The organism is Sphingobium yanoikuyae (assembly GCF_034424525.1).
Lineage (GTDB): Bacteria > Pseudomonadota > Alphaproteobacteria > Sphingomonadales > Sphingomonadaceae > Sphingobium > Sphingobium yanoikuyae.
The window spans coordinates 1,905,729-1,929,816 of the sequence record NZ_CP139979.1; the positions used below are offsets into that span (position 1 = coordinate 1,905,729).

Genomic DNA, 24,088 nt, shown 5'->3' on the forward strand with positions numbered 1-24,088 from the left:
CATATCGCGCCTCGTCCCGTCGCTACGTAGAGGTCGCAGTCACTTCGGCTTGCGGCCCATGCCCGCGGCAAAGGCGATCCGCAGGGCTTCGGACAAATTGCGGACCTCGAGCTTGGCCATCAGGCTCGCGCGATGGACCTCGACCGTTCGCGATGAACAGCCCAGGTCATAGGCGATCGTCTTATTGGGCAGGCCGTTCGCCAGCCCTTCCAGCACTTCACGCTCCCGGGGCGTCAGTGCAGCGACCCGCACGCCGGCTTCAGAGGTTTCCAGAGTGCGAAAGTCGACATCGTCGAGACGCGCGAACGCGCGGCTGACGGCGCCGAGCAGGGCGGCTTTCTCGAAGGGCTTCTCGAGAAAGTCGACCGCGCCGCCTTTCATGGCCTGCACCGCAACCGACACGTCGCCATGGCCGGTCAGGACGATGACCGGCATATTGACCCCGCGTGCTGCCATGGCGGCCTGAATCTCGAGACCGTCCATCTCGGGCATGCGCACGTCGAGGATGACGCAGCCGACGGCCGCCGACTTCGCCTCCTTGAGAAACTCCACGCCCGAGGCATAGGTCACGACGTCGTAGCCCGCGGTCTTGAGCGCAAAGCTCGCCGCCTTGCGGATGCTCTCCTCGTCGTCGACCAGATGGATGACGCGTCTATCCCCCATGTTCCTCCTCCGCCCGCGCATGGATCAAGGTAAAATGAAAGCGCGCGCCGCCGCGGTCGGGGCGCTCCATCCAGATACGGCCCCCATGCGCTTCGATGATGGTCCGGCAGATCGAAAGGCCGAGGCCCATGCCGTCGGCCTTTGTCGACTTGAACGCCGTGAAGAGCTGCTCCCGGACCTCGTCGGCGATGCCGGGGCCGGTATCCTCCACGGTCACCTCGATCAGCCCGTCAGGGCGCAACCTGGTCGCTACCTTGAGGTCGCGAACAGGACACGCCGCCATCGCCTCGATGGCGTTGCGCATCAGGTTGACCAGCACCTGCTGGATCTGCACCCTGTCGACGAGAACCGGCGTCGCGGCGTGCTCGACCGCAAAGAAGCTGCGGATGCCGCGCTCGCGTGCGCCGACCAGCGCGAGCTGGCTCGCCTCGGCGATGACCTGCGGCAGCTCGTGGAGGCTCTTGTCGACCTCGCCGCGGGCGACGAAATCGCGAAGGCGCCGGACGATATGGCCGGCCCGCAGCGTTTCCTGTGCCGCATCGTCCATCACGGACCGTAGCGACACGAAGGGTTCGTCGTCCCGCTCGTCGAGCATGTCGCGGATCGTCTCGAGATAGAGCGCGACCGCGGCAAGCGGCTGGTTGAGCTCATGCGCGAGGGTCGAGGCCATCGTGCCCATCGCGCTCAGCCGGGAGACATGGACCAGCTCTGCCTGCAGTTCCTTGAGCCTGAGCTCATCCTGCTCCTTGGCGGTGAGATCCCGGATGAACCCTGTGAAAAGCCGCTGGCCCTCTTCACCGGCCTCGCCGACCGACAACTGCATCGGGAAGGTCGAGCCATCGCGGCGCTGGCCGACCACGACGCGACCGAGGCCAATGATCCGGCGCTCGCCGGTCTGCAGATAATGCGCGAGATATTCGTCATGCCGGTCGCGATCGGGCTGGGGCATGAGGCAGGAGACGTTGCGGCCGACGAGCTCGGCTTCGCTGTAGCCGAACAGGCGTTGTGCCGCTGCGCTGAACGACGTGATGGCGCCGGTCTCGTCGATGATGATCATCGCATCCGGCACCGTCGCCAGAATCGATTGCAGATGCTGCTTGCGGGTCTCGATCGATGCGCGGACCGCCGCCTCGTCGGTGACATCGCGGCTGATGCAGGCGAAGCCTCGATGTGTGTCGCCTTCGAACAGGGCGCTGATCGTCAGGCGCGCGAGATATTCCGCGCCGTTCTCGCAGACCCGCCACGCTTCGCGCTCCAGCGTGCCTTCGTGAAGGGCGGCCGCCAGGTCTGCGCACGGGCGGCCGGCCGCAATCTCGTCGGGCGGGTAGAACAGGTCATGGGGCTGTCCCAGGACGCGATCGAGGGGCCAGCATTCGGCACGCTCGCCTTCTTCATTATAGCTCAGCACGATCCCGGCAGGATCGAGCAGCGTCAGGACGTGGCCGCCAGCCTGTCGCAGGAACAGCGGCGCAAGCCGCGCTACGTCGCTGGCAATCTCGTCCGGCCCGCGCCTCGTGTCGACCATCGTCCCGGCTCACGGGCCTGGCCGGGCGCACGGATCCGGGCGTAGCCCGACCGTGCCACTCACCGCCGCGCGAGTATGGCCTTCATCTCGTCGATTTCCTGCCGCTGCGAGCGCTTGATCGCTTCGCAAAGCCGGATGACTTCCGGATCGCTGAGCTTTGCTTCCTGGCACATCAGGATCGCCCCGGAATGATGCGGGATCATCGAGCGCAGAAAGGCCGTGTCGCCGATCGTGGTCTGGGTGCGGATGAGCGCAAAGCTGCCGAAGAAGGCGACCAGCGACGCGGCGATCAGCGCGATGTTGGCGGCTTTCGACGCGAACATGTGCCGCATGGCGACGATCATCAGCACCACCATCGGCGCGACCATCATCAGCGTCATGTAGAGCATGTTGAGGTTGTTGTAGAAGCTGTCGAGCCCGTCGATCATGACGAACATCACCAGATACATGATGACGCCGCTGATGACGGTCTGAACGGCAAGGCTCCAATAGGCGCCCATCTTCCGGGTGTTCATGTGGGACGAATGGTCCATGGCGTATCTCCTTCGCTCGGCGCCGGCCGACCTTGGTATGAGTGTAACGCCCCGCTCTCCTGTTCGCCCCCGCCATCAGCCGTCCTGATGCTAAAACCAGAAGCGAACGCCGGCGACGAAGCTGGTCGCATGGACGTCCTCGCCGGCAAGCCTCGACAGCCGCGCCGTGTCGCCGGCTTTGCGCAGATAAGAGACGCCGATATAGGGTGCGAACTGGCGGCTGAACTCATAGCGCAGGCGCGCGCCGAGCTCTATGTTGACCAGCCCCGAACCGATGTCGTTCTCCGGAATATCCTGCGCGGCGAAATTGACCTCGGCGCGCGGCTGGAGGATCAGGCGCTGGGTGATGCGCTGGTCGTAATAGCCCTCGACCCGGCCCAGAACATCGCCCTTGGTCGAGAGGAACAGCGCGCCTTCGACCTCGAACATGCCAGGAGCCAGGCCCTCGACGCCGATCGTCGCGTAGGTGCGGTCGGGCCCGCGGCCGAAGTCCTGGCGGATACCGCCCTGAAGATTGAAATAGGGGTCGATGGCCCGGCTGTAGAGCACCTGCACCTCGGCGCTGTCGATGCCGCGGCCGAACTCGCCTTCGCCCTCGCTCTTGAGCCAGAGCCGGTTGATGTCGCCGCCGTAAAAGCCTTCGCCATCCCAGCGATAGCCATCGCGGCCGCTATGCGCCTGATACTCGAACAGGTTGAGCAGCACCTGCCCGAAATTGTTGCCGCCGCTATCCTTCATCATGATGTCGCGCGAGCGCGCCATCTCGCCGCCGGGAAAATCACGATCGGCGAAGTGGTCGCTTGGGGGAGGCGGCGGGGGCGCATTGCCGGCCGGAAGCGCCGTGCCGGTCATTTGCATGCCGGGCATGGCGGAGGTTCCGGGCATGGCGGTCTCGCCATGCTGCGAATGGTCCATCCCGGGCATGTCCGGCATCGCGCCGTCCTGATGCTGGGAGTGGTCCATGCCCGGCATCTCCGCCATCGCGGGAGAAGCGGGTTGCGGTTGACCGGCGGCATCTCCCTGCGGCGCAGGACTGGCCTGGTGCTGCGAATGGTCCATCGCCGAGGTGGCGTCCGGCGCTGGCTTCTGAGCGCGCGGCCCGGCAGCGGGCTTGGGGCGCGGCGCGGCGGCCTTGTCCTTCTTTTTCTCCTGCGCCGGCCGCGCCCCGCCCGGCGGCGCCATGCCGGGCATGTCGTGCATCGAATGATCCTGGGCAAAGGCGGGCGCGGCGGAGAGAAGGGCGATCGCGCTCACCAGCGGCGTGAGGATGCGGGTCATTGGGCATCTCCCTTCGGACGGACGCTTACGACCCGCATCATCCCTGCATGCATGTGGTAGAGAAGGTGACAGTGGAAGGCCCAGTCGCCGACCGCGTCGGCGGTGAAGTCCCAGGTCACCTTGCCGCCCGGCTGGACGATCACCGTATGCTTGCGTGGGCTGTGATCGCCATGCCCCGTCACCAGCTCGAAAAAATGCCCGTGAATATGGATCGGATGCCCCATCATCGTGTCGTTGATGAGATTGACGCGCACCCGCTCGCCTTCGATGAAGGGGATCGGCTCGTGATGGTCCGACATTTTTTCGCCGTCGAACGACCACATGAACCGCTCCATGTTGCCGGTGAGGTGAATGTCGATGCTGCGGCTCGGCGCGCGCACGTCCGGATTGCGATCGAGCGCCATCAGGTCCCTGTAGACAAGCACCTTGTGGCCGACGTCGGCGAGGCCCTGGCCGGGCTCGCCGGTGCGGTCTACGGGCATCGGCGAGATGGTCTGGACGCTCGGGTCGCGCTTCACCTGCGGCGCGTTCGAGAAATCGCGCATCTTCATCGAGCCCATCGCGTGCCCGCCATGATCCATGCCCGCCATCTGGCCATCGGCGCCCATCGCGCCGTGGTCCATGCCGGCCATCGATCCATGATCCACCCCGCTCATCGCGGAATGATCCATCCCCGAATGGTCCATGCCCGCCATGGCGCTGTGGTCCATGGTCGCCACAGCTGCCGCCGCGCCGGTCGCGAGGCGCGCGGAGGCGTTCTTCTCGGCTGTGGGATCGACGCCCCGCATCGCGCCGCCCGACATGTCCATGCCTTCCATGCCCGGCATCGAGGACATGTCCATGCCCATGTCTTTCATGTCGGCGAGCGGCCGTTTGCGTAAGGGAGGCACCTCGCCGGCCATGCCGGCGCGGGGCGCAAGCGTGGCACGCGCCATGCCCGAGCGGTCGATCGCCTCGCCGACAAGGGTGTAGGCCTTGTCATCGCCTGGGCTGACAACGACGTCGTAGGTCTCGGCAACACCGATCTGGAACTCGTCGACGGTGACCGGCATCACATTCTGCCCGTCGGCCTGGACGATGCTGAGCGGCAGGCCGGGAATGCGGACGTTGAAGGTGGTCATCGCCGACGCATTGATGACGCGCAGCCGCACCCGCTCGCCCGGGGTGAAGAGCGCGGTCCAGTTGTCCATCGGACCATGGCCGTTGACGAGATAGGTGTAGGTGGATCCGGTCACATCGGAGATGTCGGCCGGGTCCATCCGCATCTGGCCCCAGTCGAGCCGGTCCTTGAGCGGCTGATCCTTGCCCGACAGGAGCCCGGCCAGGGTCTGGCGCTGGAAATTGAAATGGCCGGGGTTGACCTTGAGGCGCCGGAAGATCGCCTGCGGCGAGAGCGCGCTGTGATCGGCGAGCACGATGACATGCTCGCGGTCATAGGCGACCGGATCGGCACCGGCGGGATCGATGATGATCGGGCCGTAATGGCCTTCCTGTTCCTGCAGGCCTGAATGGCTGTGGTACCAGTAGGTGCCGCTTTGCACGACGGAGAACTGGTAGAGGTAGTTCGAGCCCGGCTTGATGCCCGGAAAAGACACGCCCGGCACACCGTCCATATTGGCCGGCAGGATCAGCCCGTGCCAGTGGATCGAGCTGTCCTCCTCCAGCTGATTGATGACGTTGAGCCGCACGCGCTGGCCCTCGCGCAGCCGGATCAGCGGGGCGGGGACCGTGCCGTTGAGGCCGATTGCCCGGAACTTGCGCCCGTCGATGGTCATCGACTGCCGGGCGATGGTGAGCGTGATGTCTTCGCCCGACACGGTCGGCAGCGTCGGTCGCATCCCCGGCGAGATCGTCTGCGCCCAGGCCGGCAGCCAGGCTGACAATGCTGCGCCGCCGCCGGCGAGGGCCGCGCCGCGGAGGAACTGGCGGCGGTCGAGAGCAGAAATCATTCGGTTGTCTCAGCTTTAAGAAAGAGGGCGGACCTATTGGAAATACGCAGCGTGGCCTCATCCCCCTCAAACTTTCTTCAACATTTCCGCGAGGCGTGCGCGGGCGCGGTAGAGGCGGGTCTCGACTGCCTTCTGGCTGATGCCGAGAATCTCGGCGGTTTCGGCTTCCGATTTCTCGTCGATCGTCCGCAGGATGAGCGTGTCTTTGAGAGAGGCGGGCAGGGCGGCGATCGCTTTCATCGCCTCTGCCAGTTGCTGCTCGGCGCCGATTGCCTGGTCGGGTAGCGGCGCCTCATCGGCGACGTCATCCGCCTCGCCCAGCGGCAGGGCCATGGAGAAGAAGTTCCGGACCGCGCGCCGGCGCCGCCAGTCATGGCATTTGTTGATGACGATCCGGGACATCCAGACCTGGAAGGGTCGCGCAGCGTCATAGCGGTTGAGTGCGGCGAAGGCGGCGACGAAGCTCGCCTGGGTCACGTCGAGCGCTTCGTCGCGGTTCCCGACATGGCTGCGCACGAGGCGGTGCACCCAACCTTGATGCCGGCGGACCAGCTCGCCATAGGCCGCTTGCCGGCCTGCAAGCGCCAGAGCCGCAAGCTCCCCGTCCGAGCAGTCGGGGAGGTGGAGCGTCATTTTTTCTCGGCCGTCAGCGCTTTCACCACGGCGTCGTCGAACTTGTCCGTCTGATCCGGGCGCAGCACGGCCCGCATCGCGAAGATATGCTCGAGTGTTTCCTTCTGCAGCGCGCCCATCGCCTGGTGCGAGCGATCCACCGCCCCTGCAACCCGAGGACCATAGCCATGCTCCGCCTCGATCGCCTCGGCGAGCCGCGCGTTATCGGCGCGCAGTTCGGCCTCCAGTGCCTGACGCCGGATCGCATAGTTCTTCTCGATCGTCTCGAGACGGCTATGTTGCGCGGTGTCCAGCTTCAGATCGCGATGGAGCAGGTCGTGCAACTCATTTTCGACCGGGCGCACCGGAACCACATAGACGCGGCCGATGACCACACCGGCGATCGCCGCGGCAAAGGTCAGCAGGACGAGGAGCAGGAGCCGGCGGTCGCGCATCATTGTGAACTCAGCAGCGTCGAAGGAGCGAGCGCGGGCCGCGCGTCAAAGGGCGATATCGGCCCGGCTTCGGTCGACCGCACAGGCACGGCCGAGCCGGCAATTCCCAGGAACAAGGCTGCTGCCGCGGCGATACCGAATGTCGTGGCGCTCAGGCGGGGCATGGCCTGGAGCCGGGCGATCTCGGCCATGACGCGGCTGTCCAGCCCGGCAAGCCGGGGATCGAGCGGCGCTTCCCGCAACCGGCTGAGCATGTCGTCGAGGTGGTCCATGATGTTTCTCCGTCTTCACTTCTCAATACGCAGGATGGTCCGGCAACCCTTGTCCGGGAACAAAAAGAAAATTGCGAGGGGTGCAGGTCGCGGCTGCGTATTCTCTCATGTCACTGACAGGAGAATGTCCAAATGCGCTTCTTTTCGCCGCTCGCAGCCATCGCCGCCGTCGGCCTGAGTGTTTCGGCTCCGGCCTACGCCCATCCCAAGCTCGTGTCCTCGACGCCCGCCGCCAACGCCAGCGTCCCGGCGCCGTCGCGTATAACGCTCACCTTCAGTGAAGGTCTGATGCCGAAGCTGTCGGGCGCCGAGATCGTGATGACCGGCATGCCCGGCATGCCCAACCACCGCATGGCGGTAACCGGCTTCAAGACGTCCGTCGAAGGCGACAAGACGCTCGTGCTGACGCTCGGCAAGCCGCTCATGGCGGGCAGCTATCAGGTCGCCTGGCACGTCGTCTCGACCGACACGCACCGCATCCAGGGCAATCTCGCCTTTACCGTCAAGTGACGCCATGAACGACGTGGCACTCGTCGCCGTCCGCTGGGCGCTCTACGTCGATCTCGGCCTGTTGTTCGGCCTGCCGCTGTTCGCGCTCTATGCGCCCGGCGGCGGCCGGATGGTACAGCGGCATCTGCCGATGGTAGCAATGGTGGCCGGTCTCGCCTGTCTCGCCCTCCTGCTGTCGGCGCTGGGGTTCGCGTTGCAGGCAGCGGCCATGACCGGGCTGCCGCTCACCCAGCCTGATCTTTCCATGGTCGCAGAGCTGTTCAACGGCACGTCCATGGGAACGGCGCTGAAGGCGCGCCTCGTCGCGCTCCTCGTTCTTCTGCTCTCCATCCCCTTCTATCGCCGGCAATCCCGTCCTGCCTTCATCGCCTCCACTCTGGCAGGCGCGGTCGCACTCGCGACCCTCGCCTGGAGTGGGCATGGCGCGGCTGGCGAAGGCGAGGCGGGCTGGCTGCAACTGGGGGCCGATCTCATCCATCTGCTCGCCGCCGGCGCCTGGGTCGGCGCGCTTGCCGCATTCCTCGCGCTGGTACTTCCCAGGCTCGCAACCGACGATCTCGCCGCTCAAGACATGGACCGGGTCACGCTCGCCGAGGAAGCGTTGCGGGGCTTCTCCCTCGTCGGCACGATCATCGTCGCCCTGCTGATCCTGACCGGGACGGTGAACGGCTGGTTCCTCGTCGGTCCGGGCAACATCGCCTCGCTCGGGCAGTCGACCTACGGCCTGCTGCTCATCGCCAAGCTGCTGCTGTTCGCCGGCATGCTGGGCCTGGCCGCGCTCAACCGTTATCGCCTGACCCCGGCACTTGCGCAGGCGATCGAGGAAGAGGACGCGCCACGGGCGCAGGCGCTGCTGCGCGCGAGCCTCGTCGTCGAAGGCGGTCTTGCGATCGTCATTCTCGGGCTCGTCGCCTGGCTGGGGACACTATCGCCGCCCATGTCGATGTAGCTTATCGTTTCGGACGCCTCGCGTTGGGAGAAGCCTATGCAATCCTACACCCCGCCCCTCGGGACCGGATCGACGAAAGACTATGATCGCGCGATCCGCCTGTGGACGCGGGAGAAGCGGTGGCGTGCCGCCATGCTCGCCGCCCTGGCGCCCAAAGCCGGTGAGACGGTCGTCGACGTCGGCTGTGGCACCGGCAGCTTCGCGCTGATGCTCAAGCAAGCCGAGCCCAGGACGCAGGTGATCGGTCTCGATCCCGATGCCGAGGCGCTCGACATCGCGCGGCACAAGGCCGCTGTGCGGCGGGCCGATATCGACTGGCGTCAGGGATTTGCCAGGGACGTGGCCCCGGGTACCGCCGACGCTGTCGTGTCGAGTCTCGTGCTGCATCAGATGCCGGTCAGGGAGAAGGCGGCAACCCTGCGCGCCATGTTCGCCATGCTGCGCCCGGGTGGGCGCCTGGTGATCGCCGATTATGGCCGCCAGCAGGGTTTCATGCGGCTTGCCTTCCGCCTGACCGTGCAGCGGCTCGATGGCATCGATGATACCCGGCCCAATGCCGACGGCGTGCTCCCCGGCCTGATCGCGGCGGCCGGCTTCAGGCATGTGGCCGAGACGTTTTGGCTTTTGACCATCACCGGCGCGATCGACTTGTTTACGGCGCATCGACCGGCGCAGGACCACGGCCTTACGGTTGCCAATGACCTTGGCTGATGGCGGCCAGGCGAACGGGCCCGCCGATTTGTCCGCTTAGGCGATTACGTATTGACCCTGACACGGTGTCAGACCCTAGATCGTCAGGCGTCGAAAGGAGCAAGGCGATGAACGAGACACATGGAGCGGCGCATGGCGGCGGTTGCTGCGGCGGCCACAGCGCCGCGAAAGCGGCGACCGGCGTCAAGGACCCGGTCTGCGGCATGACCGTCGACCCGGCGACCACGGCGCATCAAGCCGAGCATGGCGGTGAACGCTATCATTTCTGTAGCGCGGGCTGCCGGACCAAATTCATCGCCGATCCCGAGCGCTATCTCGGCCCGCCAGCGCCGCCGGTCGCGGCGCCCGAAGGCACGATCTGGACCTGCCCGATGCATCCAGAGATCCGGCAGGACCATCCCGGATCCTGTCCGATCTGCGGCATGGCGCTCGAGCCCGCGACCGTGACTGCCGACAGCGGCCCCAGCCATGAGCTGGTCGATTTCACACGGCGCTTCCGGGTCGGCCTGATGCTGGCCCTCCCGGTGCTGATCCTCGAGATGGGCGCGCATCTCTTTCCCGCGATCCATCGCCTCGTGCCGATGTCGATCTCGGTATGGATCCAGTTCGTGCTGGCGACACCCGTCGTGCTCTGGGCGGGCTGGCCCTTCTTCGAGCGTGGCTGGGCCTCGCTCAAGACCCGCAACCTCAACATGTTCACCCTGATCGCGATGGGGACCGGGGTCGCCTGGATCTACAGCGTCGTCGCGACGCTCGCGCCCCAGCTGTTCCCGCCCGCCTTCCGCGGAGAGGACGGCATGGTTGCCGTCTATTTCGAGGCGGCCGCGGTGATCACTGTCCTCGTGCTGCTCGGCCAGATGCTCGAACTGCGCGCGCGCGAGCGGACCTCGGGCGCGATCAAGGCGCTGCTTAACCTTGCTCCAAAGACCGCGCGCCGGATCGGTTCCGATGGCAGTGAAGAGGAAATCAGCCTCGATCTCGTTGCGGTCGGCGACCGCCTGCGTGTGCGTCCCGGCGAGAAGGTGCCGGTCGATGGCGTGGTCGAGGACGGCCGTTCCTCGCTCGACGAGTCGATGGTCACCGGTGAGTCCATGCCCGTCACCAAGGCCAAGGCCGACACGGTGATCGGCGGCACGCTCAACCAGACCGGCGCGCTCGTTATCGTCGCCGACAAGGTTGGCCGGGACACCATGCTGGCGCGCATCGTCCAGATGGTCGCCGAGGCGCAGCGCTCGCGCGCGCCGATCCAGCGCATGGCCGATCAGGTGTCGGGCTGGTTCGTGCCCGTGGTCATCGCGGTCGCGGTGGTCGCGTTCATCGCCTGGGGCATCTGGGGCCCCGAGCCGCGCTTCGCCTACGGGCTGGTTGCGGCGGTCGCCGTGCTGATCATCGCCTGTCCCTGCGCACTGGGTCTCGCCACGCCGATGTCGATCATGGTCGGGGTTGGCCGCGGCGCCGGGCTCGGCGTCCTCATCAAGAATGCCGAAGCGCTCGAGCATATGGAAAAAGTCGACACGCTCGTCGTCGACAAGACCGGCACGCTGACCGAAGGCCGGCCTGCCGTCACCCAGATCGTGCCGGCGCCCGGCTTCGACGAAGCCGAACTGCTGCGGCTTGCCGCCTCGGTCGAGCGGGCCTCCGAGCATCCGCTCGCGCTGGCGATCGTCGAGGCCGCCAAGGATCGCGGCATCCCCACGAGCGACGTCACCGACTTCGATTCCCCCACCGGACGCGGCGCGCTCGGCACCGTCGACGGCCGCCGGATCGTGCTCGGTAATGCGCGGTTCCTCTCGGAAGAGGGCATAGCAACCGACGCGCTGGCGGAGCAGGCCGACGCCCTGCGCCGGGATGGCGCCACCGCGATCTTCATCGGCGTCGACGGCACCGTCGGCGGCGCCTTTGCAATCGCCGATCCCGTGAAGCAGACGACGCCGGAGGCCCTGGCCGCACTCAAGGCCGAAGGCATTCGCGTGGTGATGTTGACCGGCGACAACCGCACCACAGCAGAGGCGGTGGCAAGGCGGCTCGGCATTGACGATGTCGAAGCCGAGGTACTGCCCGACCAGAAGAGTGCCGTCGTCGCGCGGTTGAAGAGCGAGGGGCGCGTGGTGGCGATGGCCGGCGACGGGGTCAACGACGCCCCCGCACTGGCTGCCGCCGATGTCGGCATCGCAATGGGATCGGGCACCGACGTCGCGATCGAGAGCGCCGGCGTGACGCTGCTCAAGGGCGATCTCATGGGCATTGTGCGGGCACGGCGGCTGAGCCAGGCGACCATGTCCAACATCCGCCAGAACCTGGTCTTCGCCTTCATCTACAATGTCGCCGGGGTGCCGGTGGCGGCGGGCGCGCTCTATCCGCTGTTCGGCATCCTGCTCTCGCCGATCATCGCGGCCGCCGCCATGGCGCTCTCCTCGGTCAGCGTGGTCACCAACGCGCTGCGCCTCAACCGGAAAGCGCTGTGAACATCGGGGAGGCGTCGAAGCAAAGCGGGGTCTCGGAGCGGATGATCCGCCATTATGAGAAGATCGGCCTCATCCCGGCGCCGCCACGCCGGGGTGCGGGCTATCGCGACTATGGCGCGCGCGATCTCCATCGCCTGCGGTTCATCGCAAATGCCCGCGATCTCGGTTTCCCGATCGAGGAGATCCGCACGCTGTTGGGCCTTTGGGCAGATATTGGACGGGCAAGTTCGGAGGTGAAGACCCTCGCATTGGCTCGGGCTGAAGAGCTTCAACGCAAGGCCGAAGCCTTGACCAGTTTGCGCAACACGGGGGCGTCACATAAAACGGGCACAGATATACGCTCTCATGACTGCCATCCGAGACGCTGGCCGAGTTTACTCCTTCGCTGGCCTCGAGACCAGCGGTCGCATTGACCTTGGCGGGTGTGCCGCGGGCGCCTGATCGACGACGATTGATCATGCTCTCATCCGCGGGTTGATTACCGCACTACCCGTATCCGTCGCTGGGCCTATCCTCCGTCTAAGTTCGGGCGTCGGACGAACCTGCCCCACCGTACACCGTGGATTGCCCATCACAGTCGGGTGCCCGCGGCACGCCGGCCAAGGCTATGCAGTTGGCGCGCTGGCGCCTCCTCTCGTTAATGTCGTGGGTGGATCAGCCGGCTATCGCCGGCGACACCCGACGGGCGATGTCCCAGGCATAGCCGACCAGTTCACGCGCGATCGCGGTGGTCACCTTGGGCTGAGGCTTGCCCGTGGCCGCCAGGCGACGGTAGCGCTGGCACAGGCGAACCTGCGCTTTCCACCCGATCGCCTGGATGTCCTCGGACAAGTCGATGACCCGCTCACGGTAGCGTCGTTCCTCGCGAGCGGGCAGTCGATACGACCAGCCCGCCTCAATCAGCATGGTTCGTGCCTGCGCGTTGCCCGCGCGGGTGATCCGGCCCCGTTTGGTCCGAGCGCCGCTGGAGTGCTCGGACGGCACCAAGCCGACATACGCCATCAGTTGCTTGGGATTGTCGAAGCGGGTGAGATCGCCTACTTCAGCGACCAGCGTCGCAGCGCTGACCAGCCTGATACCGCGCAGGACCTGTAGATTGCGGACCAGCGGCGCAAAACACCATGCGTCCACCGCTTCAGTCAGCGCCGCTTCTAAGCGCCCAACCCGTGCCTGCGCCTCCAGCACCCGCTTCTGCATTTCCTCGAATGCCAGCTGTTGGTGGGGAAAATCGAACCGCTGCTCGGACAACCACCGCCAGTACATTTTCGTCCAGGCCGCCTTGCCGCCGAAACGACGATCATGACGCAACAGGAAGCTGCGCACTGTCTGCTTGGCTCCGATGGCATCATCTTGCGCGCTGCGTCGCGCGCGGATGAGATCGCGTACCGCCTCGTGCGCTTCGTCCGGTATCCAGATTGCGGTGAGTTCGCCAGCGCGTAGCAGCCGCGCCAGGGTCATCGCGTCACGCCGGTCCGTCTTTACATGGTCACCCGGGCGCCGCGGCATCATCGAGGGGGCGATGACGATGCAATTCTGTCCCAGCTTCGTCAGCAGCCGATGCAAGCCATACCCGCAGGGACCAGCTTCGTAGCAGACGTTCAACGTCACGCCCGGTCCAGTCAGCCGCTTGACCAGCTTCCTGATCGCATCGTCCTCGTTGGCGACCGTGCCGACGAAACGCACCTCGCCTCCGCGTTCCCCATCGGCAACCGCGACCGCAATGGTTTCCTTATGAACGTCCAGACCAACGTATTTCACCGTCTCCGTCATGACTCGTCTCCGCTGCTGACAAATCCATCATCAGCATCTCAGATTCGAGCCTCCGAGGCTCTGGCAGTCATGGGGTCTAAGCGTCCCGGCCTTGCTGGTGGAGCCGGAGCGGCCTGAACCGTTCACGGGGTTTGTCGATCTCGCCCCAAAGATAGTCGCCGGTCAGGCCGACATGCTCCCAGCCCAGCGGGGCGACGTGGGCGAGCAGTTCGTCGGACACGTCGACGCCGCTGCCGCGCAGATGACGGAAGGCGCGGTCGAGATAGACGGTATTCCAGAGCGTCACGGCCGCGGTGGCGAGGGTCAGGCCGGATGCACGATGGCGCTGGTTCTCGAAGGTGCGGTCGCGCAGTTCGCCGAGCCGGTTGAAGAAGATGGCGCGGGCGAGCGCGTTGCGGGCCTCGCCCTTGTTGAGGATGCTGCCGGTGCGGCGCCGCTGGTCGGGATCGTCGAACCAGTCGAGCATGAACAGTGTGCGCTCGATCCGTCCAATCTCGCGCAGGGCGCGGGCGACCGGGTTCTGACGCGGGAAACCCGCCAGCTTGCGCAGCATGACCGAGGCGCTGACGGTGCCGGCACGGATCGAGGCGGCAAGGCGCAGGGTTTCGTCCCAGTTCTCCTCGATCGCGCGGAGGTTGACCGGCCCGGCGACGAGCGGGCGCAGCGTCGGCCACGGGTCGAGCGGCGACAGGCCATACAGCCGGCGCTCGTTGAGGTCGCGGATGCGCGGTGCGAAGCGGAAGCCGAGCAGGTGGCACAAACCGAAGACGTGATCGACCGCGCCGGCGGTATCCGTCGCATGTTCGCGGATCACCAGTTCGCTCTCATGGTCGAGCAGGCCGTCGAGGACATGCGCGGCTTCGCCGGCATTGGCGGCGATGACCTTGGTATGGAACGGCGTAAAGCGGTCGGTGACGTGGGTGTAGAACAGCACGCCGGGTTCGGTGCCGTAGCGGGCGTTGCGATCGGCGCGGGCCTCGCCCTGACCACCGGCGCGGAAGAACTGGCCGTCCGACGACGATGTGTCGCCCGGTCCCCAAACCGCCGCGAGGGGATGCGCGGTGTGGCAATCGACGATCGCCGCCAGCGCCGACAGGTAGGTTTCGTCGCGCACATGCCATTCCGCCGTCCAGCGCAGGCGAGGCAACGTCAGCCCGCGCGAACTTTCGGCCATGCGGCCCAGGCCGAGATTGGTCGCATCGGCGAGGATCGCACCCATCAGCGCGGATTGGTCGGAGGCGGAGGCGCCGCTGCGCGCATGGACGAAGCGGTCGGCGAAACCCGACCATGCGGCGACCTCGACCAGCAGGTCGGTGATGCGGACGCGCGGCAGCATCGCGTAGAGCCGGGCCTTCAGTGCATCGGCATCGTCGGAGGGAGAGCGCCGGATCGGCGAGATCAGCAACTGCCCGCGCTCGATTGTCACGTCGACCAGCTCGCCCGCCGCGGCTGCGCGTTCCACCTCCGTCATGCGCCGGACCAGTAGGGTGCGGCGCTCCTCATACCATTCGGGGAAGTCGGTCGGCACGGCCAGGCGCAGATCGCCGGTCGCGCGCATCGCCTCAAAAGTGGGCACGGGCAGCTGATAGTCGTCGAGCGTGCGATAGGCGCGGCTGCCGTCCACCCAGATGCTGCCCGACCCGAGCCGCTCGCGCAGATGGACGATCACCGCGATCTCGTAAGCGCGCCGGTCGATCGTCCCTTCCGCAGGCTGCACGACCTTGCGCCAGCGCGGCTTGATGAAGCTGGTTGGCACCCGCTTCGGCAGGGCCGATCGACCGTCGCGGTACATCGTGCGCAACACCTCGATCGCGCCGAGCAGCGGATCGCCCGACCGCGCGGTGCGGAAAGTGAAAGCGGCAAGAAACGTCGGGGCGAACCGCCGGACGGCGGTATAGCGTTCGACCACTTCCTCCAGCCCGTCGTCGGCCGAGCGCGTCAGGTCCTCGGCGAAGCGGATGCTGCGTTCGAGTTGCTCCCAGCCAACCTTGGCGTCGATCGTGCGGAAGGCATCGCGCCCACTCGCGCGAGCATCGACCAGAAGGCGACCGAGCCGGGCATGGAAGCGTGCGGTGTCCTTCAGCATCCGTGCCTGGCCGAGCAACCGATCGGAGCGGTTGCGGTCGGCGCGGCGGAACAGCGCGCCCACCATCTTCTCGACCATGACCAGTGCGGCATCAGTCAATCCCGCCTCCATCTCGATCATCGAGGCGATGAGCATGGCGAGCCGGCGCAGGCGTTCGAGACGTCGCAGGTGCTGGGCGGTGACGATACCGGCGGTCCGTGCGATGACGGCATAGCGGGCGGCATGTATACGTCGCGCCCTATCCGCTGCGATCCCGATGCCGCGCACAGCGTCAAGCCGTTCGATAATCCCTTTCAGGTTGGCGGCCGAAGGGGCTTCGGGCCATTCGCGTATCCACCCGAGCCGGGTGCGGCCGTGGTCGTCGGTTGCGATCAGATGTTCGAGCGCGGCTTCCTGCTCGGCCGAACAGTCGCGGATCAGGTTAGCATGAGCGGCCTTGCGCGCCCGTGTCCGCACGATAAGCGCGAGCCGTTCCAGCGTCGATGGTGCCGGCAGCACGATCCGGTCTGCGCGCAGGCGATCGACCATGCCGGCGACAATCGTCTCGCCCCGATCGGTCGAGGCGGCGATCTCCGATCCCAGCGCCAGCATCGCTCGCACGTCCACTCGCGCAAAGGCACGCAGACCGAGCAGGGCTTCGATTTCGGCACGGTGTTCGCGCAGCGTCGTGGAGCGCATGGCATAGCCGGTGAAGTCGTCGGCCGCGCACCCGATCTGCTCGGCGAGCAGCTTGAGTATGGCGTCGGGCACCGCCTCACCCATCAGCAGCCCGCGGCCGGGATGACGCAGGTAGCAAAGCTGCACCGCGTAGCCGATCCGGTTGGCCCCGCGCCGACGTCGCGCCACCTGCGCCAGATCATCGGGACCGAGCGTGTAGAGCCGTTCAATCGTCGCGCGATCAGCGGGCGGATCGAAGATGGCAGTGCGCTGCGCGGGCGACAGAATGGTCTTGGTCGGCATCGGTGTCCTGTTCGTCACGAAACAGGAAAGCGGACCTGTTCATGGAGCATAGACCAGAAGACGGGTTATGTGACAGGATGAGGATTGTTGGAGGAGCGCTCCCGCTCTGTCACACGAACGGACGTATATGTGACGACCCAGATCGGCTACGCACGGGTGTCCAAGGCGGACGGCAGCCAGGTTCACGACCTTCAGCGTGATGCGCTGGTCGCGGCCGGCGTCGATCCCGACCATATCTATGAGGACGCCGCATCGGGCCGGCGCGACACGCGCCCGGGCCTCGACGCCTGCCTGAAGGCACTGCGGCGTGGCGACACGCTGGTCGTATGGAAGCTCGATCGGCTCGGGCGCGACCTGCGCCATCTCGTCAACCTAGTCGGCGAGCTGACGAAAAGGCAGATCGGCCTCAAGGTCCTCGCCGGCGAAGGCGCATCGATCGACACCACCACCGCCAACGGCCGGCTGATCTTCGCGATCTTCGCCGGCCTCGCCGAGTTCGAGCGCGAGTTGATCGTCGAGCGCACCCGCGCCGGCCTTGCATCTGCCCGTGCGCGCGGTCGGCATGGCGGACGCCCGTTCAAGATGACGCCTGCCAAGCTGCGCCTCGCCCAGGCGGCGATGGGCAAGCCCGAAACCAAGGTCGCCGACCTGTGCGCCGAACTCGGCATCACCCGCCAGACGCTCTACCGGCACGTCACGCCCAAGGGCGAGATCAGGCCAGACGGTGAGAAGCTCCTTGCCCGAAAAACCCGCACTGTTTGACCACATCAGTCGCGCCGAAACAGGGCCGCGATCGCATCTGGCTGTTCGATCGGTATGTGATGTGCGGCACCGTCAACGACGACATGACGGCCCGCATCGACTGACATGGCAATCTCCTGCCCCAGTTCGGGAGGCGTCGCATGGTCCAGCGCGCCGGAAAGCACCTCTACCGGCACTTTGATCTGGGAAAGCAGCGATCGGATATCGTCGCGATTGAGCACTGCGGCATCAAGCGCAAAGGCAAGAGAAGCCGGGTCATGCGAAGCCATGGCCTCGCGTTCGCTGGCCGCCTCGCCGGGGTGCGCCTTTACCCACCCCGGCGCGGTTGTCATGCGTTGAATTTCGCTCAGCGCCCGATGTCGCGCACCCTCGTCCAGCAAGGCCGCGCGACGGTTTCGCCATGCCCCCAACCGTTCGGGGTACTCGGCACGCGCACTGCTATTCACCACTACAAGGCGTTCAACAGCATGCGGATGCCGGATAGCGAGCCGCAGTGCGATCATGCCGCCTTGGCTGTGGCCGACGATCGTCGCCGGCGTCGCTCCATTCTCTGCAATCCACAGTGCCAGATCATCTGCAATGCCGTCCAGATCGAAACCATCGCGCCAGCCACTGACGCCATGGCCCGGCATGTCGAAGGTGACTAACCGCTTGCCCGTTCCCATTCGGTCGGTCAGCGGGGTCCAGAACTGGCGGTTCAGGAACAGGCCGTGCAGGAAGAGAACGGGACGTCCGCTGCCGCGGTCGTCCCAACCATAGAGCACGCCATTGATCCGCGCCTGTCGCGATGGCGCTGCGCTGTGCCGTGCCATCGCGATCAGCAGCGAATCCTCGAATATCTGATATCGCGCGATCAGGCCGTCACGGATCGTGAACCGGATGGCGTAATCACTGTCCACGATGGCATCGGCGGGTTGAACGCGGTGTCGAAACCGCCCGAGGGCGATGACGTCCCCGCCGTCTCCGATCACGCGCTCGACCGAAAAGGCCAATGGGCGAAAGCCGGTGGGAAAGCGTTCGAGCCAGCGGCGCACCCCATCGCGCCCCTGCATAATCCCAACCGTGACGACCGCCGGGTCGCCGTCGACGTGCCAGATCGCCTCGGGGTGGACGCAGTCGAGCGCCGCATCGACATCGCCAGCGCCAAAAGCAGCGAAGTATCGTTCGACCAGAGCGACGTTCTCACCCATGACGGGTCTCCAGGACCTTGCGCAAGGCCGCGACGCCGTTCAGCGCTGCGGGAAAGCCGGCATACAGCGCCATCTGGATGATGATCTCGACTATCTCCTCCTGCGTGGCGCCGACGTTGAGCGCACCCTGCAGATGCACTTCGAGCTGGGGACGGGCAGTGCCGAGCGCGACCAGCGCCGCGACGGTCGCCAGCTCGCGCGTTCTGAGATCAAGGCCTGGGCGGCTGTAGATGTCGCCGAAACCGAACTCGATGATGTAACGGCCAAGATCGGGCGCGATATCGGTAAGCGATGCGATCACCGCTTGTCCGGCTTCTCCGTCGATCTCGGCCAAACGAGCCTTCCCACGTTCAAATCGCGATTGGTTCATGAGCGATCTCCTTCACCGCCCTATTTAGGTCCAACCAGCGCCTTCAGGAATGGAAGTGGAAGGAAGATCGCTTTCCAGATATGGATGACGCATGGATTGGAACGACGTTCGCTATTTCGCCGCGACCTATCGGGCGGGCAGCCTGACCGGCGCTGCCAGGATGCTCGGGGTCAGCGTGCAGACGATCGGCCGTCGGATCGATGCCCTTGAAACCGCGATCGGCTCCACACTCTTCGTGCGGCACTCGGGCGGTTACACGGCGACGCCGGATGCCGAGGCGTTGATGGCGGAAGCAGTGCAGGTGGAGGAAGCCATGGCCAGCTTCCGCGCCCGTGCGAGCGGTCGAGCCGAGACAATCAGCGGGGTGGTGCGCCTTGCGGCGCCAGAGACGATCACAACACACCTGCTGCTGCCGGCGCTGCCAGCCATGCTTTCGCATTACCCGCAACTGGAACTAGAAATCATCACGGGTATCGCTCCGGTGGGCATTGCCCGCGGCGAAGCCGACCTGGCCTTGCGTCTTGTTCCTCCGGATCACGGGGCTCTTACGGTTCGCAGGATTGGCACGATGAGACATGGCCTCTACGCTGGTGCCGGATCGATCCCCGATCTTGCTGCATCAAGGCTCGTGGGGTGGACCGACGATCATGATCTTCCCGCCTCGCGCTGGCTTTATCGCCTCGCCGGACGATCGGCGGACCTTCGTTTCAACCATCTCGAAGCTCACCGCGCCGCCATTGTCGCGGGCCTCGGCGTGGGAATCCTGCCCTGCTTTCTCGATCCGGGTCTGTCGCGCTTGCCCTGCACGTTGTTGATGGAAGAGCCGGTATGGCTGGTAGGCCATGCTGCCGCCGAGATGTCGGTGCGGGTACGTGTCGTTTACGATGAGATCGCCGCCATCATCGCCGCAAATGCTGACCTCCTGACGGGCCGTCGCGGAACTCGTGAGCAACTTGGCGTTGAAGAGACCCTTTAGACCCCATGACTGCCAGAGCCTCGGAGGCTCGAATCTGAGATGCTGATGATGGATTTGTCAGCAGCGGAGACGAGTCATGACGGAGACGGTGAAATACGTTGGTCTGGACGTTCATAAGGAAACCATTGCGGTCGCGGTTGCCGATGGGGAACGCGGAGGCGAGGTGCGTTTCGTCGGCACGGTCGCCAACGAGGACGATGCGATCAGGAAGCTGGTCAAGCGGCTGACTGGACCGGGCGTGACGTTGAACGTCTGCTACGAAGCTGGTCCCTGCGGGTATGGCTTGCATCGGCTGCTGACGAAGCTGGGACAGAATTGCATCGTCATCGCCCCCTCGATGATGCCGCGGCGCCCGGGTGACCATGTAAAGACGGACCGGCGTGACGCGATGACCCTGGCGCGGCTGCTACGCGCTGGCGAACTCACCGCAATCTGGATACCGGACGAAGCGCACGAGGCGGTACGCGATCTCATCCGCGCGCGACGCAGCGCGCAAGATGATGCCATCGGAGCCAAGCAGACAGTGCGCAGCTTCCTGTTGCGTCATGATCGTCGTTTCGGCGGCAAGGCGGCCTGGACGAAAATGTACTGGCGGTGGTTGTCCGAGCAGCGGTTCGATTTTCCCCACCAACAGCTGGCATTCGAGGAAATGCAGAAGCGGGTGCTGGAGGCGCAGGCACGGGTTGGGCGCTTAGAAGCGGCGCTGACTGAAGCGGTGGACGCATGGTGTTTTGCGCCGCTGGTCCGCAATCTACAGGTCCTGCGCGGTATCAGGCTGGTCAGCGCTGCGACGCTGGTCGCTGAAGTAGGCGATCTCACCCGCTTCGACAATCCCAAGCAACTGATGGCGTATGTCGGCTTGGTGCCGTCCGAGCACTCCAGCGGCGCTCGGACCAAACGGGGCCGGATCACCCGCGCGGGCAACGCGCAGGCACGAACCATGCTGATTGAGGCGGGCTGGTCGTATCGACTGCCCGCTCGCGAGGAACGACGCTACCGTGAGCGGGTCATCGACTTGTCCGAGGACATCCAGGCGATCGGGTGGAAAGCGCAGGTTCGCCTGTGCCAGCGCTACCGTCGCCTGGCGGCCACGGGCAAGCCTCAGCCCAAGGTGACCACCGCGATCGCGCGTGAACTGGTCGGCTATGCCTGGGACATCGCCCGTCGGGTGTCGCCGGCGATAGCCGGCTGATCCACCCACGACATTAACGAGAGGAGGCGCCAGCGCGCCAACTGCATAGCCTTGGCCGGCGTGCCGCGGGCACCCGACTGTGATGGGCAATCCACGGTGTACGGTGGGGCAGGTTCGTCCGACGCCCGAACTTAGACGGAGGATAGGCCCAGCGACGGATACGGGTAGTGCGGTAATCAACCCGCGGATGAGAGCATGATCAATCGTCGTCGATCAGGCGCCCGCGGCACACCCGCCAAGGTCAATGCGACCGCTGGTCTCGAGGCCAGCGAAGGAGTAAACTCGGCCAGCGTCTCGGATGGCAGTCATGAGAGCGTACGTTTTCGACCATCCTCTCACCGGTCCCCGAGTGCGCCAGATCACGCGGATTAGCGTTCCAGCGAATGTCCTACGGAATCGGAAAAGAAAACCCGCCCGTCTTTTGACGGGCGGGCAAGGAAAGGTGTCTACGTCTCACCGAGACTCCTTCGGGTCGCTGGCTGATGCTATGCCTTCGTGTTTCGGATTCAAGGCTAAACTAGCGGGGCTGAGCAGTTTCTCAGGCTGTGTACATCGCCGCGACCGACGACCTGGAAATATGCGCTAGCCTTGCGTTTATGCGCAATCATGATCGATGTATTATATATACATGATTGGAGCGCGAGTCGTGGACGGTGTCTCGAAAATCAGAGAAGAAGAGCTGACTCCTTTGGTGGAGGAATTTTACGCGCGGGTCCGCGCCGATCCCGCGCTTGGGCCGATTTTCAACGATGCGATCGATGACTGGCCGGAGCATCTTGGGAAGCTGACTGCGTTCTGGTCCTCCGTCATGCTCACCAGTGGCCGATACAAGGGGCAACCGGTGCCGGCCCATTTGAAGCATAAGGCCAGGATAACGCCCGCGCTGTTCGAGCGCTGGCTCGCACTCTGGGTTCAAACGACCAATGACAGGATGACGCCCGAAGCGGCAGCGGCGCTACAAGCGAAGGCGCGGCGCATCGCCGAGAGCCTGCAACTGGCGATGTTCTTCCAACTGGAGGAACGGAGTGCTGCATCGGTCGCCAACGCGGAACGTAAGGATGCCATCGAGCGACCAGGGCAAACCCATGGCTGAAATCTTGCCTTACCGTTCCACGCCGGTGTTCAACCAGGACACTCTGCCGGCTGCCTTGCGCGCGCGACATGACACGAAGGCTGGTGTTTGGGGCGTGATCCGGGTTTTGGAGGGCGAACTCCGGCTAACCTACCTCGAGCCACCTTCGGAGATCGTCCTGACGCCTGACCAGCCTGGCTTGATTCTCCCTCAGCAACCGCATTTCGTAACGCCGACAGGGCCGATGAAGATGCAGGTGGATTTTTACGATCACATTCCCAAGCTCTGACATTCCGGGATTTTCAACGCATTCAAAAAGGAGAAGTTGATGACGCAGCCCCTCAGCGATCAGACCATTGCGCTCGTCAAGGCGACCGTCCCCGCGCTCGAAGCGCATGGCCTCGACATCGTGAACGAGATGTATTCCCGGATGTTCCAGAACCCGAACATTCGCGACCTTTTCAACCAATCGCACCATGGTGATGCCGGTTCGCAGCCGCGGGCGCTGACCGGCGCCATTCTCGCCTATGCGAGCAACATCGAAAATCTCGGTGCGCTTGCCCCGGCGGTCGAGCGGATCGCGCAGAAGCATGTCGGCCTGCAAATTCTGCCCGAACATTATCCGCACGTTGCCGAGGCGCTCCTGGGGGCGATCAAGGCGGTGCTGGGGGATGCGGCCACCGATGAGATTCTCGCTGCCTGGGGCGAAGCCTACTGGTTCCTGGCCAACATCCTGATCGCCCGCGAGCAGCGAGTCTACTCAGAACAGAAGGATGCGACCGGCGGATGGAATGGCTGGCGCGATTTTCGCGTCGAGGACGTCGTGCGTGAGAGCAGCGTCATCAATTCCTTCGTTCTGCGCCCCGTTGATGGCGGGGCCGTCATGCGGCACAAGCCCGGGCAATATCTGACCTTCTGGCTTGAAATTCCGGGACATCCGCCAGTCAAGCGCAACTATTCGATTTCAGCAGCCCCCAACGGCGAAACCTATCGCATTTCGGTCAAGCGTGAGCCGCTTGGTCTTGCGTCAGGCTGGCTTCATGATGAAGCCAAGCCGGGCACGGTGCTCAAAGTTGCCGCGCCTGCAGGCGAATTCTTCCTGGCAGCGCATGTCGAACGCCCGGTGATCCTCCTGTCGGGCGGCGTGGGGCTGACCCCGATGGTGGCCATGCTCGAAACGCTTGCTGAGGGCGAGGCGGGAGTCCCCGTGCACTATGTCCACGGAACTCATGACCGCGATACCCACGCAATGCGTGATCATGTTCGCGCTGTCGCTGGGCGGGGCAAGTCAATCACCGTCACCGATTTTCATCAGACCCCGCTCGAAGATGAAGTCGCAGGACGGGATTATGACGTCGCCGGCATCATTACCGACGAATGGCTGGTCGCCAACACGCCTGTAGGTGAGGCCGATTACTATATCTGCGGACCACGCCCGTTTCTGCGGCACGCCGTCTCGACCTTGTCGCTGGCTGGCGTCCCATCCGACCGCATTCATTACGAATTCTTCGGTCCGGCGGACGAATTGCTCGCCGCCTGACTGAGCGCGGAGAAGGGCGACATCGCCCTTCTCCGCGTCTACTCAAACCGCCATGTCGGGGGCGTCACATAAAACGGGCACAGATATACGCTCTCATGACTGCCATCCGAGACGCTGGCCGAGTTTACTCCTTCGCTGGCCTCGAGACCAGCGGTCGCATTGACCTTGGCGGGTGTGCCGCGGGCGCCTGATCGACGACGATTGATCATGCTCTCATCCGCGGGTTGATTACCGCACTACCCGTATCC

The 24,088-nt window shown here is 65.1% G+C and carries 23 protein-coding genes; 11 read left to right on the forward strand and 12 right to left on the reverse strand.

Annotation, left to right across the window (positions count from 1 at the left end):
• Positions 1 to 39 precede the first annotated feature (39 nt).
• The 8 genes from U0025_RS08770 to U0025_RS08805 all read right to left on the reverse strand — a co-directional run bounded on the left by U0025_RS08770 (position 40) and on the right by U0025_RS08805 (position 7,287).
• A complete protein-coding gene (locus U0025_RS08770; RefSeq protein WP_004212728.1) occupies positions 40 to 663 on the reverse strand; it encodes a response regulator transcription factor in 624 nt (207 codons plus the stop codon).
• Positions 653 to 2,188, reverse strand: coding sequence for a PAS domain-containing sensor histidine kinase (locus tag U0025_RS08775; protein WP_323156769.1), 1,536 nt, complete (start codon positions 2,186 to 2,188; stop codon positions 653 to 655). The genes U0025_RS08770 and U0025_RS08775 overlap by 11 nt, the downstream gene beginning before the upstream one ends.
• 59 nt (positions 2,189 to 2,247) lie before the next feature.
• A complete protein-coding gene (locus U0025_RS08780) occupies positions 2,248 to 2,721 on the reverse strand; it encodes a DUF305 domain-containing protein (RefSeq protein WP_004212732.1) in 474 nt (157 codons plus the stop codon).
• Positions 2,722 to 2,811: 90 nt separating this feature from the next.
• The gene (locus tag U0025_RS08785; protein ID WP_004212733.1) at positions 2,812 to 3,999 is read right to left on the reverse strand and encodes a copper resistance protein B; all 1,188 of its coding nucleotides are present in this window, start codon (positions 3,997 to 3,999) and stop codon (positions 2,812 to 2,814) included.
• The gene (locus tag U0025_RS08790) at positions 3,996 to 5,948 is read right to left on the reverse strand and encodes a copper resistance system multicopper oxidase (RefSeq protein ID WP_323156770.1); all 1,953 of its coding nucleotides are present in this window, start codon (positions 5,946 to 5,948) and stop codon (positions 3,996 to 3,998) included. Before U0025_RS08790 ends, U0025_RS08785 begins: the two co-directional genes overlap by 4 nt.
• Positions 5,949 to 6,014: 66 nt before the next feature.
• Positions 6,015 to 6,581: an RNA polymerase sigma factor gene (locus U0025_RS08795; RefSeq protein WP_010336585.1), complete on the reverse strand. Its 567-nt coding sequence runs from the start codon at positions 6,579 to 6,581 to the stop codon at positions 6,015 to 6,017.
• Positions 6,578 to 7,015 (reverse strand): periplasmic heavy metal sensor, encoded by a 438-nt coding sequence (locus U0025_RS08800; RefSeq protein ID WP_029547545.1) that lies wholly within the window; start codon positions 7,013 to 7,015, stop codon positions 6,578 to 6,580. The genes U0025_RS08795 and U0025_RS08800 overlap by 4 nt, the downstream gene beginning before the upstream one ends.
• Positions 7,015 to 7,287, reverse strand: a complete 273-nt coding sequence (locus tag U0025_RS08805; RefSeq protein WP_010336583.1) for a hypothetical protein — start codon at positions 7,285 to 7,287, stop codon at positions 7,015 to 7,017. Before U0025_RS08805 ends, U0025_RS08800 begins: the two co-directional genes overlap by 1 nt.
• 132 nt (positions 7,288 to 7,419) lie before the next feature.
• Here U0025_RS08805 and copC point away from each other — a divergent pair, with 132 nt between their 5' ends.
• The 5 genes from copC to U0025_RS08830 all read left to right on the forward strand — a co-directional run bounded on the left by copC (position 7,420) and on the right by U0025_RS08830 (position 12,335).
• Positions 7,420 to 7,797: a copper homeostasis periplasmic binding protein CopC gene (gene copC, locus U0025_RS08810; RefSeq protein WP_159365914.1), complete on the forward strand. Its 378-nt coding sequence runs from the start codon at positions 7,420 to 7,422 to the stop codon at positions 7,795 to 7,797.
• A gap of 4 nt (positions 7,798 to 7,801) precedes the next feature.
• On the forward strand, positions 7,802 to 8,746 hold the full coding sequence (gene copD / locus U0025_RS08815; RefSeq protein ID WP_007406374.1) for a copper homeostasis membrane protein CopD: 945 nt from the start codon (positions 7,802 to 7,804) through the stop codon (positions 8,744 to 8,746).
• A 36-nt stretch (positions 8,747 to 8,782) separates the two neighbouring features.
• Positions 8,783 to 9,457: a class I SAM-dependent methyltransferase gene (locus U0025_RS08820; protein WP_004206947.1), complete on the forward strand. Its 675-nt coding sequence runs from the start codon at positions 8,783 to 8,785 to the stop codon at positions 9,455 to 9,457.
• A gap of 107 nt (positions 9,458 to 9,564) precedes the next feature.
• Positions 9,565 to 11,922 (forward strand): heavy metal translocating P-type ATPase, encoded by a 2,358-nt coding sequence (locus U0025_RS08825; protein ID WP_004206948.1) that lies wholly within the window; start codon positions 9,565 to 9,567, stop codon positions 11,920 to 11,922.
• On the forward strand, positions 11,919 to 12,335 hold the full coding sequence (locus U0025_RS08830) for a MerR family transcriptional regulator (protein WP_010336581.1): 417 nt from the start codon (positions 11,919 to 11,921) through the stop codon (positions 12,333 to 12,335). Before U0025_RS08825 ends, U0025_RS08830 begins: the two co-directional genes overlap by 4 nt.
• A 241-nt stretch (positions 12,336 to 12,576) precedes the next feature.
• Here U0025_RS08830 and U0025_RS08835 read toward each other — a convergent pair whose 3' ends face one another.
• The gene (locus U0025_RS08835) at positions 12,577 to 13,692 is read right to left on the reverse strand and encodes an IS110 family RNA-guided transposase (RefSeq protein ID WP_004206949.1); all 1,116 of its coding nucleotides are present in this window, start codon (positions 13,690 to 13,692) and stop codon (positions 12,577 to 12,579) included.
• A 76-nt stretch (positions 13,693 to 13,768) separates the two neighbouring features.
• On the reverse strand, positions 13,769 to 16,738 hold the full coding sequence (locus tag U0025_RS08840; protein WP_004206950.1) for a Tn3 family transposase: 2,970 nt from the start codon (positions 16,736 to 16,738) through the stop codon (positions 13,769 to 13,771).
• A 129-nt stretch (positions 16,739 to 16,867) separates the two neighbouring features.
• On the opposite strand from U0025_RS08840, the gene U0025_RS08845 reads away from it, so the two are divergent.
• Positions 16,868 to 17,500, forward strand: a complete 633-nt coding sequence (locus tag U0025_RS08845) for a recombinase family protein (protein WP_080604448.1) — start codon at positions 16,868 to 16,870, stop codon at positions 17,498 to 17,500.
• Between the two features lie 5 nt (positions 17,501 to 17,505).
• Here the strand turns inward: U0025_RS08845 and U0025_RS08850 are convergent, their stop codons facing one another.
• The gene (locus U0025_RS08850) at positions 17,506 to 18,690 is read right to left on the reverse strand and encodes an alpha/beta fold hydrolase (protein ID WP_004206954.1); all 1,185 of its coding nucleotides are present in this window, start codon (positions 18,688 to 18,690) and stop codon (positions 17,506 to 17,508) included.
• Positions 18,683 to 19,060 (reverse strand): carboxymuconolactone decarboxylase family protein, encoded by a 378-nt coding sequence (locus tag U0025_RS08855; RefSeq protein ID WP_004206955.1) that lies wholly within the window; start codon positions 19,058 to 19,060, stop codon positions 18,683 to 18,685. The genes U0025_RS08850 and U0025_RS08855 overlap by 8 nt, the downstream gene beginning before the upstream one ends.
• Positions 19,061 to 19,151: 91 nt before the next feature.
• On the opposite strand from U0025_RS08855, the gene U0025_RS08860 reads away from it, so the two are divergent.
• The 5 genes from U0025_RS08860 (at position 19,152) to hmpA (ending at position 23,840) form a co-directional block, all read left to right on the forward strand.
• The gene (locus U0025_RS08860) at positions 19,152 to 20,036 is read left to right on the forward strand and encodes a LysR family transcriptional regulator (RefSeq protein WP_004206956.1); all 885 of its coding nucleotides are present in this window, start codon (positions 19,152 to 19,154) and stop codon (positions 20,034 to 20,036) included.
• Between the two features lie 76 nt (positions 20,037 to 20,112).
• The gene (locus tag U0025_RS08865; RefSeq protein WP_004206949.1) at positions 20,113 to 21,228 is read left to right on the forward strand and encodes an IS110 family RNA-guided transposase; all 1,116 of its coding nucleotides are present in this window, start codon (positions 20,113 to 20,115) and stop codon (positions 21,226 to 21,228) included.
• A 613-nt stretch (positions 21,229 to 21,841) separates the two neighbouring features.
• The gene (locus U0025_RS08870) at positions 21,842 to 22,321 is read left to right on the forward strand and encodes a group III truncated hemoglobin (RefSeq protein WP_017503290.1); all 480 of its coding nucleotides are present in this window, start codon (positions 21,842 to 21,844) and stop codon (positions 22,319 to 22,321) included.
• A complete protein-coding gene (locus U0025_RS08875; RefSeq protein WP_004206958.1) occupies positions 22,314 to 22,589 on the forward strand; it encodes a DUF1971 domain-containing protein in 276 nt (91 codons plus the stop codon). Before U0025_RS08870 ends, U0025_RS08875 begins: the two co-directional genes overlap by 8 nt.
• Before the next feature lie 39 nt (positions 22,590 to 22,628).
• Positions 22,629 to 23,840 carry an NO-inducible flavohemoprotein gene (gene hmpA, locus U0025_RS08880; protein WP_004206960.1) on the forward strand — a complete coding sequence of 404 codons (1,212 nt, stop codon included), beginning with the start codon at positions 22,629 to 22,631 and terminating at the stop codon, positions 23,838 to 23,840.
• Positions 23,841 to 24,088 lie beyond the last annotated feature (248 nt).

Bases quoted from the DNA above. Each gene is read 5' to 3' on its own strand.
- U0025_RS08870 (WP_017503290.1), top strand. From the start codon at position 21,842: ATGTATTATATATACATGATTGGAGCGCGAGTCGTGGACGGTGTCTCG.
- U0025_RS08855 (WP_004206955.1), bottom strand. From the start codon at position 19,060: ATGAACCAATCGCGATTTGAACGTGGGAAGGCTCGTTTGGCCGAGATC.
- U0025_RS08795 (WP_010336585.1), bottom strand. From the start codon at position 6,581: ATGACGCTCCACCTCCCCGACTGCTCGGACGGGGAGCTTGCGGCTCTG.
- U0025_RS08825 (WP_004206948.1), top strand. From the start codon at position 9,565: ATGAACGAGACACATGGAGCGGCGCATGGCGGCGGTTGCTGCGGCGGC.
- copC (WP_159365914.1), top strand. From the start codon at position 7,420: ATGCGCTTCTTTTCGCCGCTCGCAGCCATCGCCGCCGTCGGCCTGAGT.
- U0025_RS08770 (WP_004212728.1), bottom strand. From the start codon at position 663: ATGGGGGATAGACGCGTCATCCATCTGGTCGACGACGAGGAGAGCATC.
- U0025_RS08775 (WP_323156769.1), bottom strand. From the start codon at position 2,188: ATGGTCGACACGAGGCGCGGGCCGGACGAGATTGCCAGCGACGTAGCG.
- U0025_RS08865 (WP_004206949.1), top strand. From the start codon at position 20,113: ATGACGGAGACGGTGAAATACGTTGGTCTGGACGTTCATAAGGAAACC.
- U0025_RS08780 (WP_004212732.1), bottom strand. From the start codon at position 2,721: ATGGACCATTCGTCCCACATGAACACCCGGAAGATGGGCGCCTATTGG.
- U0025_RS08785 (WP_004212733.1), bottom strand. From the start codon at position 3,999: ATGACCCGCATCCTCACGCCGCTGGTGAGCGCGATCGCCCTTCTCTCC.
- U0025_RS08800 (WP_029547545.1), bottom strand. From the start codon at position 7,015: ATGCGCGACCGCCGGCTCCTGCTCCTCGTCCTGCTGACCTTTGCCGCG.
- U0025_RS08820 (WP_004206947.1), top strand. From the start codon at position 8,783: ATGCAATCCTACACCCCGCCCCTCGGGACCGGATCGACGAAAGACTAT.
- U0025_RS08840 (WP_004206950.1), bottom strand. From the start codon at position 16,738: ATGCCGACCAAGACCATTCTGTCGCCCGCGCAGCGCACTGCCATCTTC.
- U0025_RS08850 (WP_004206954.1), bottom strand. From the start codon at position 18,690: ATGGGTGAGAACGTCGCTCTGGTCGAACGATACTTCGCTGCTTTTGGC.
- U0025_RS08790 (WP_323156770.1), bottom strand. From the start codon at position 5,948: ATGATTTCTGCTCTCGACCGCCGCCAGTTCCTCCGCGGCGCGGCCCTC.
- hmpA (WP_004206960.1), top strand. From the start codon at position 22,629: ATGACGCAGCCCCTCAGCGATCAGACCATTGCGCTCGTCAAGGCGACC.
- copD (WP_007406374.1), top strand. From the start codon at position 7,802: ATGAACGACGTGGCACTCGTCGCCGTCCGCTGGGCGCTCTACGTCGAT.
- U0025_RS08805 (WP_010336583.1), bottom strand. From the start codon at position 7,287: ATGGACCACCTCGACGACATGCTCAGCCGGTTGCGGGAAGCGCCGCTC.
- U0025_RS08860 (WP_004206956.1), top strand. From the start codon at position 19,152: ATGGATTGGAACGACGTTCGCTATTTCGCCGCGACCTATCGGGCGGGC.
- U0025_RS08835 (WP_004206949.1), bottom strand. From the start codon at position 13,692: ATGACGGAGACGGTGAAATACGTTGGTCTGGACGTTCATAAGGAAACC.
- U0025_RS08875 (WP_004206958.1), top strand. From the start codon at position 22,314: ATGGCTGAAATCTTGCCTTACCGTTCCACGCCGGTGTTCAACCAGGAC.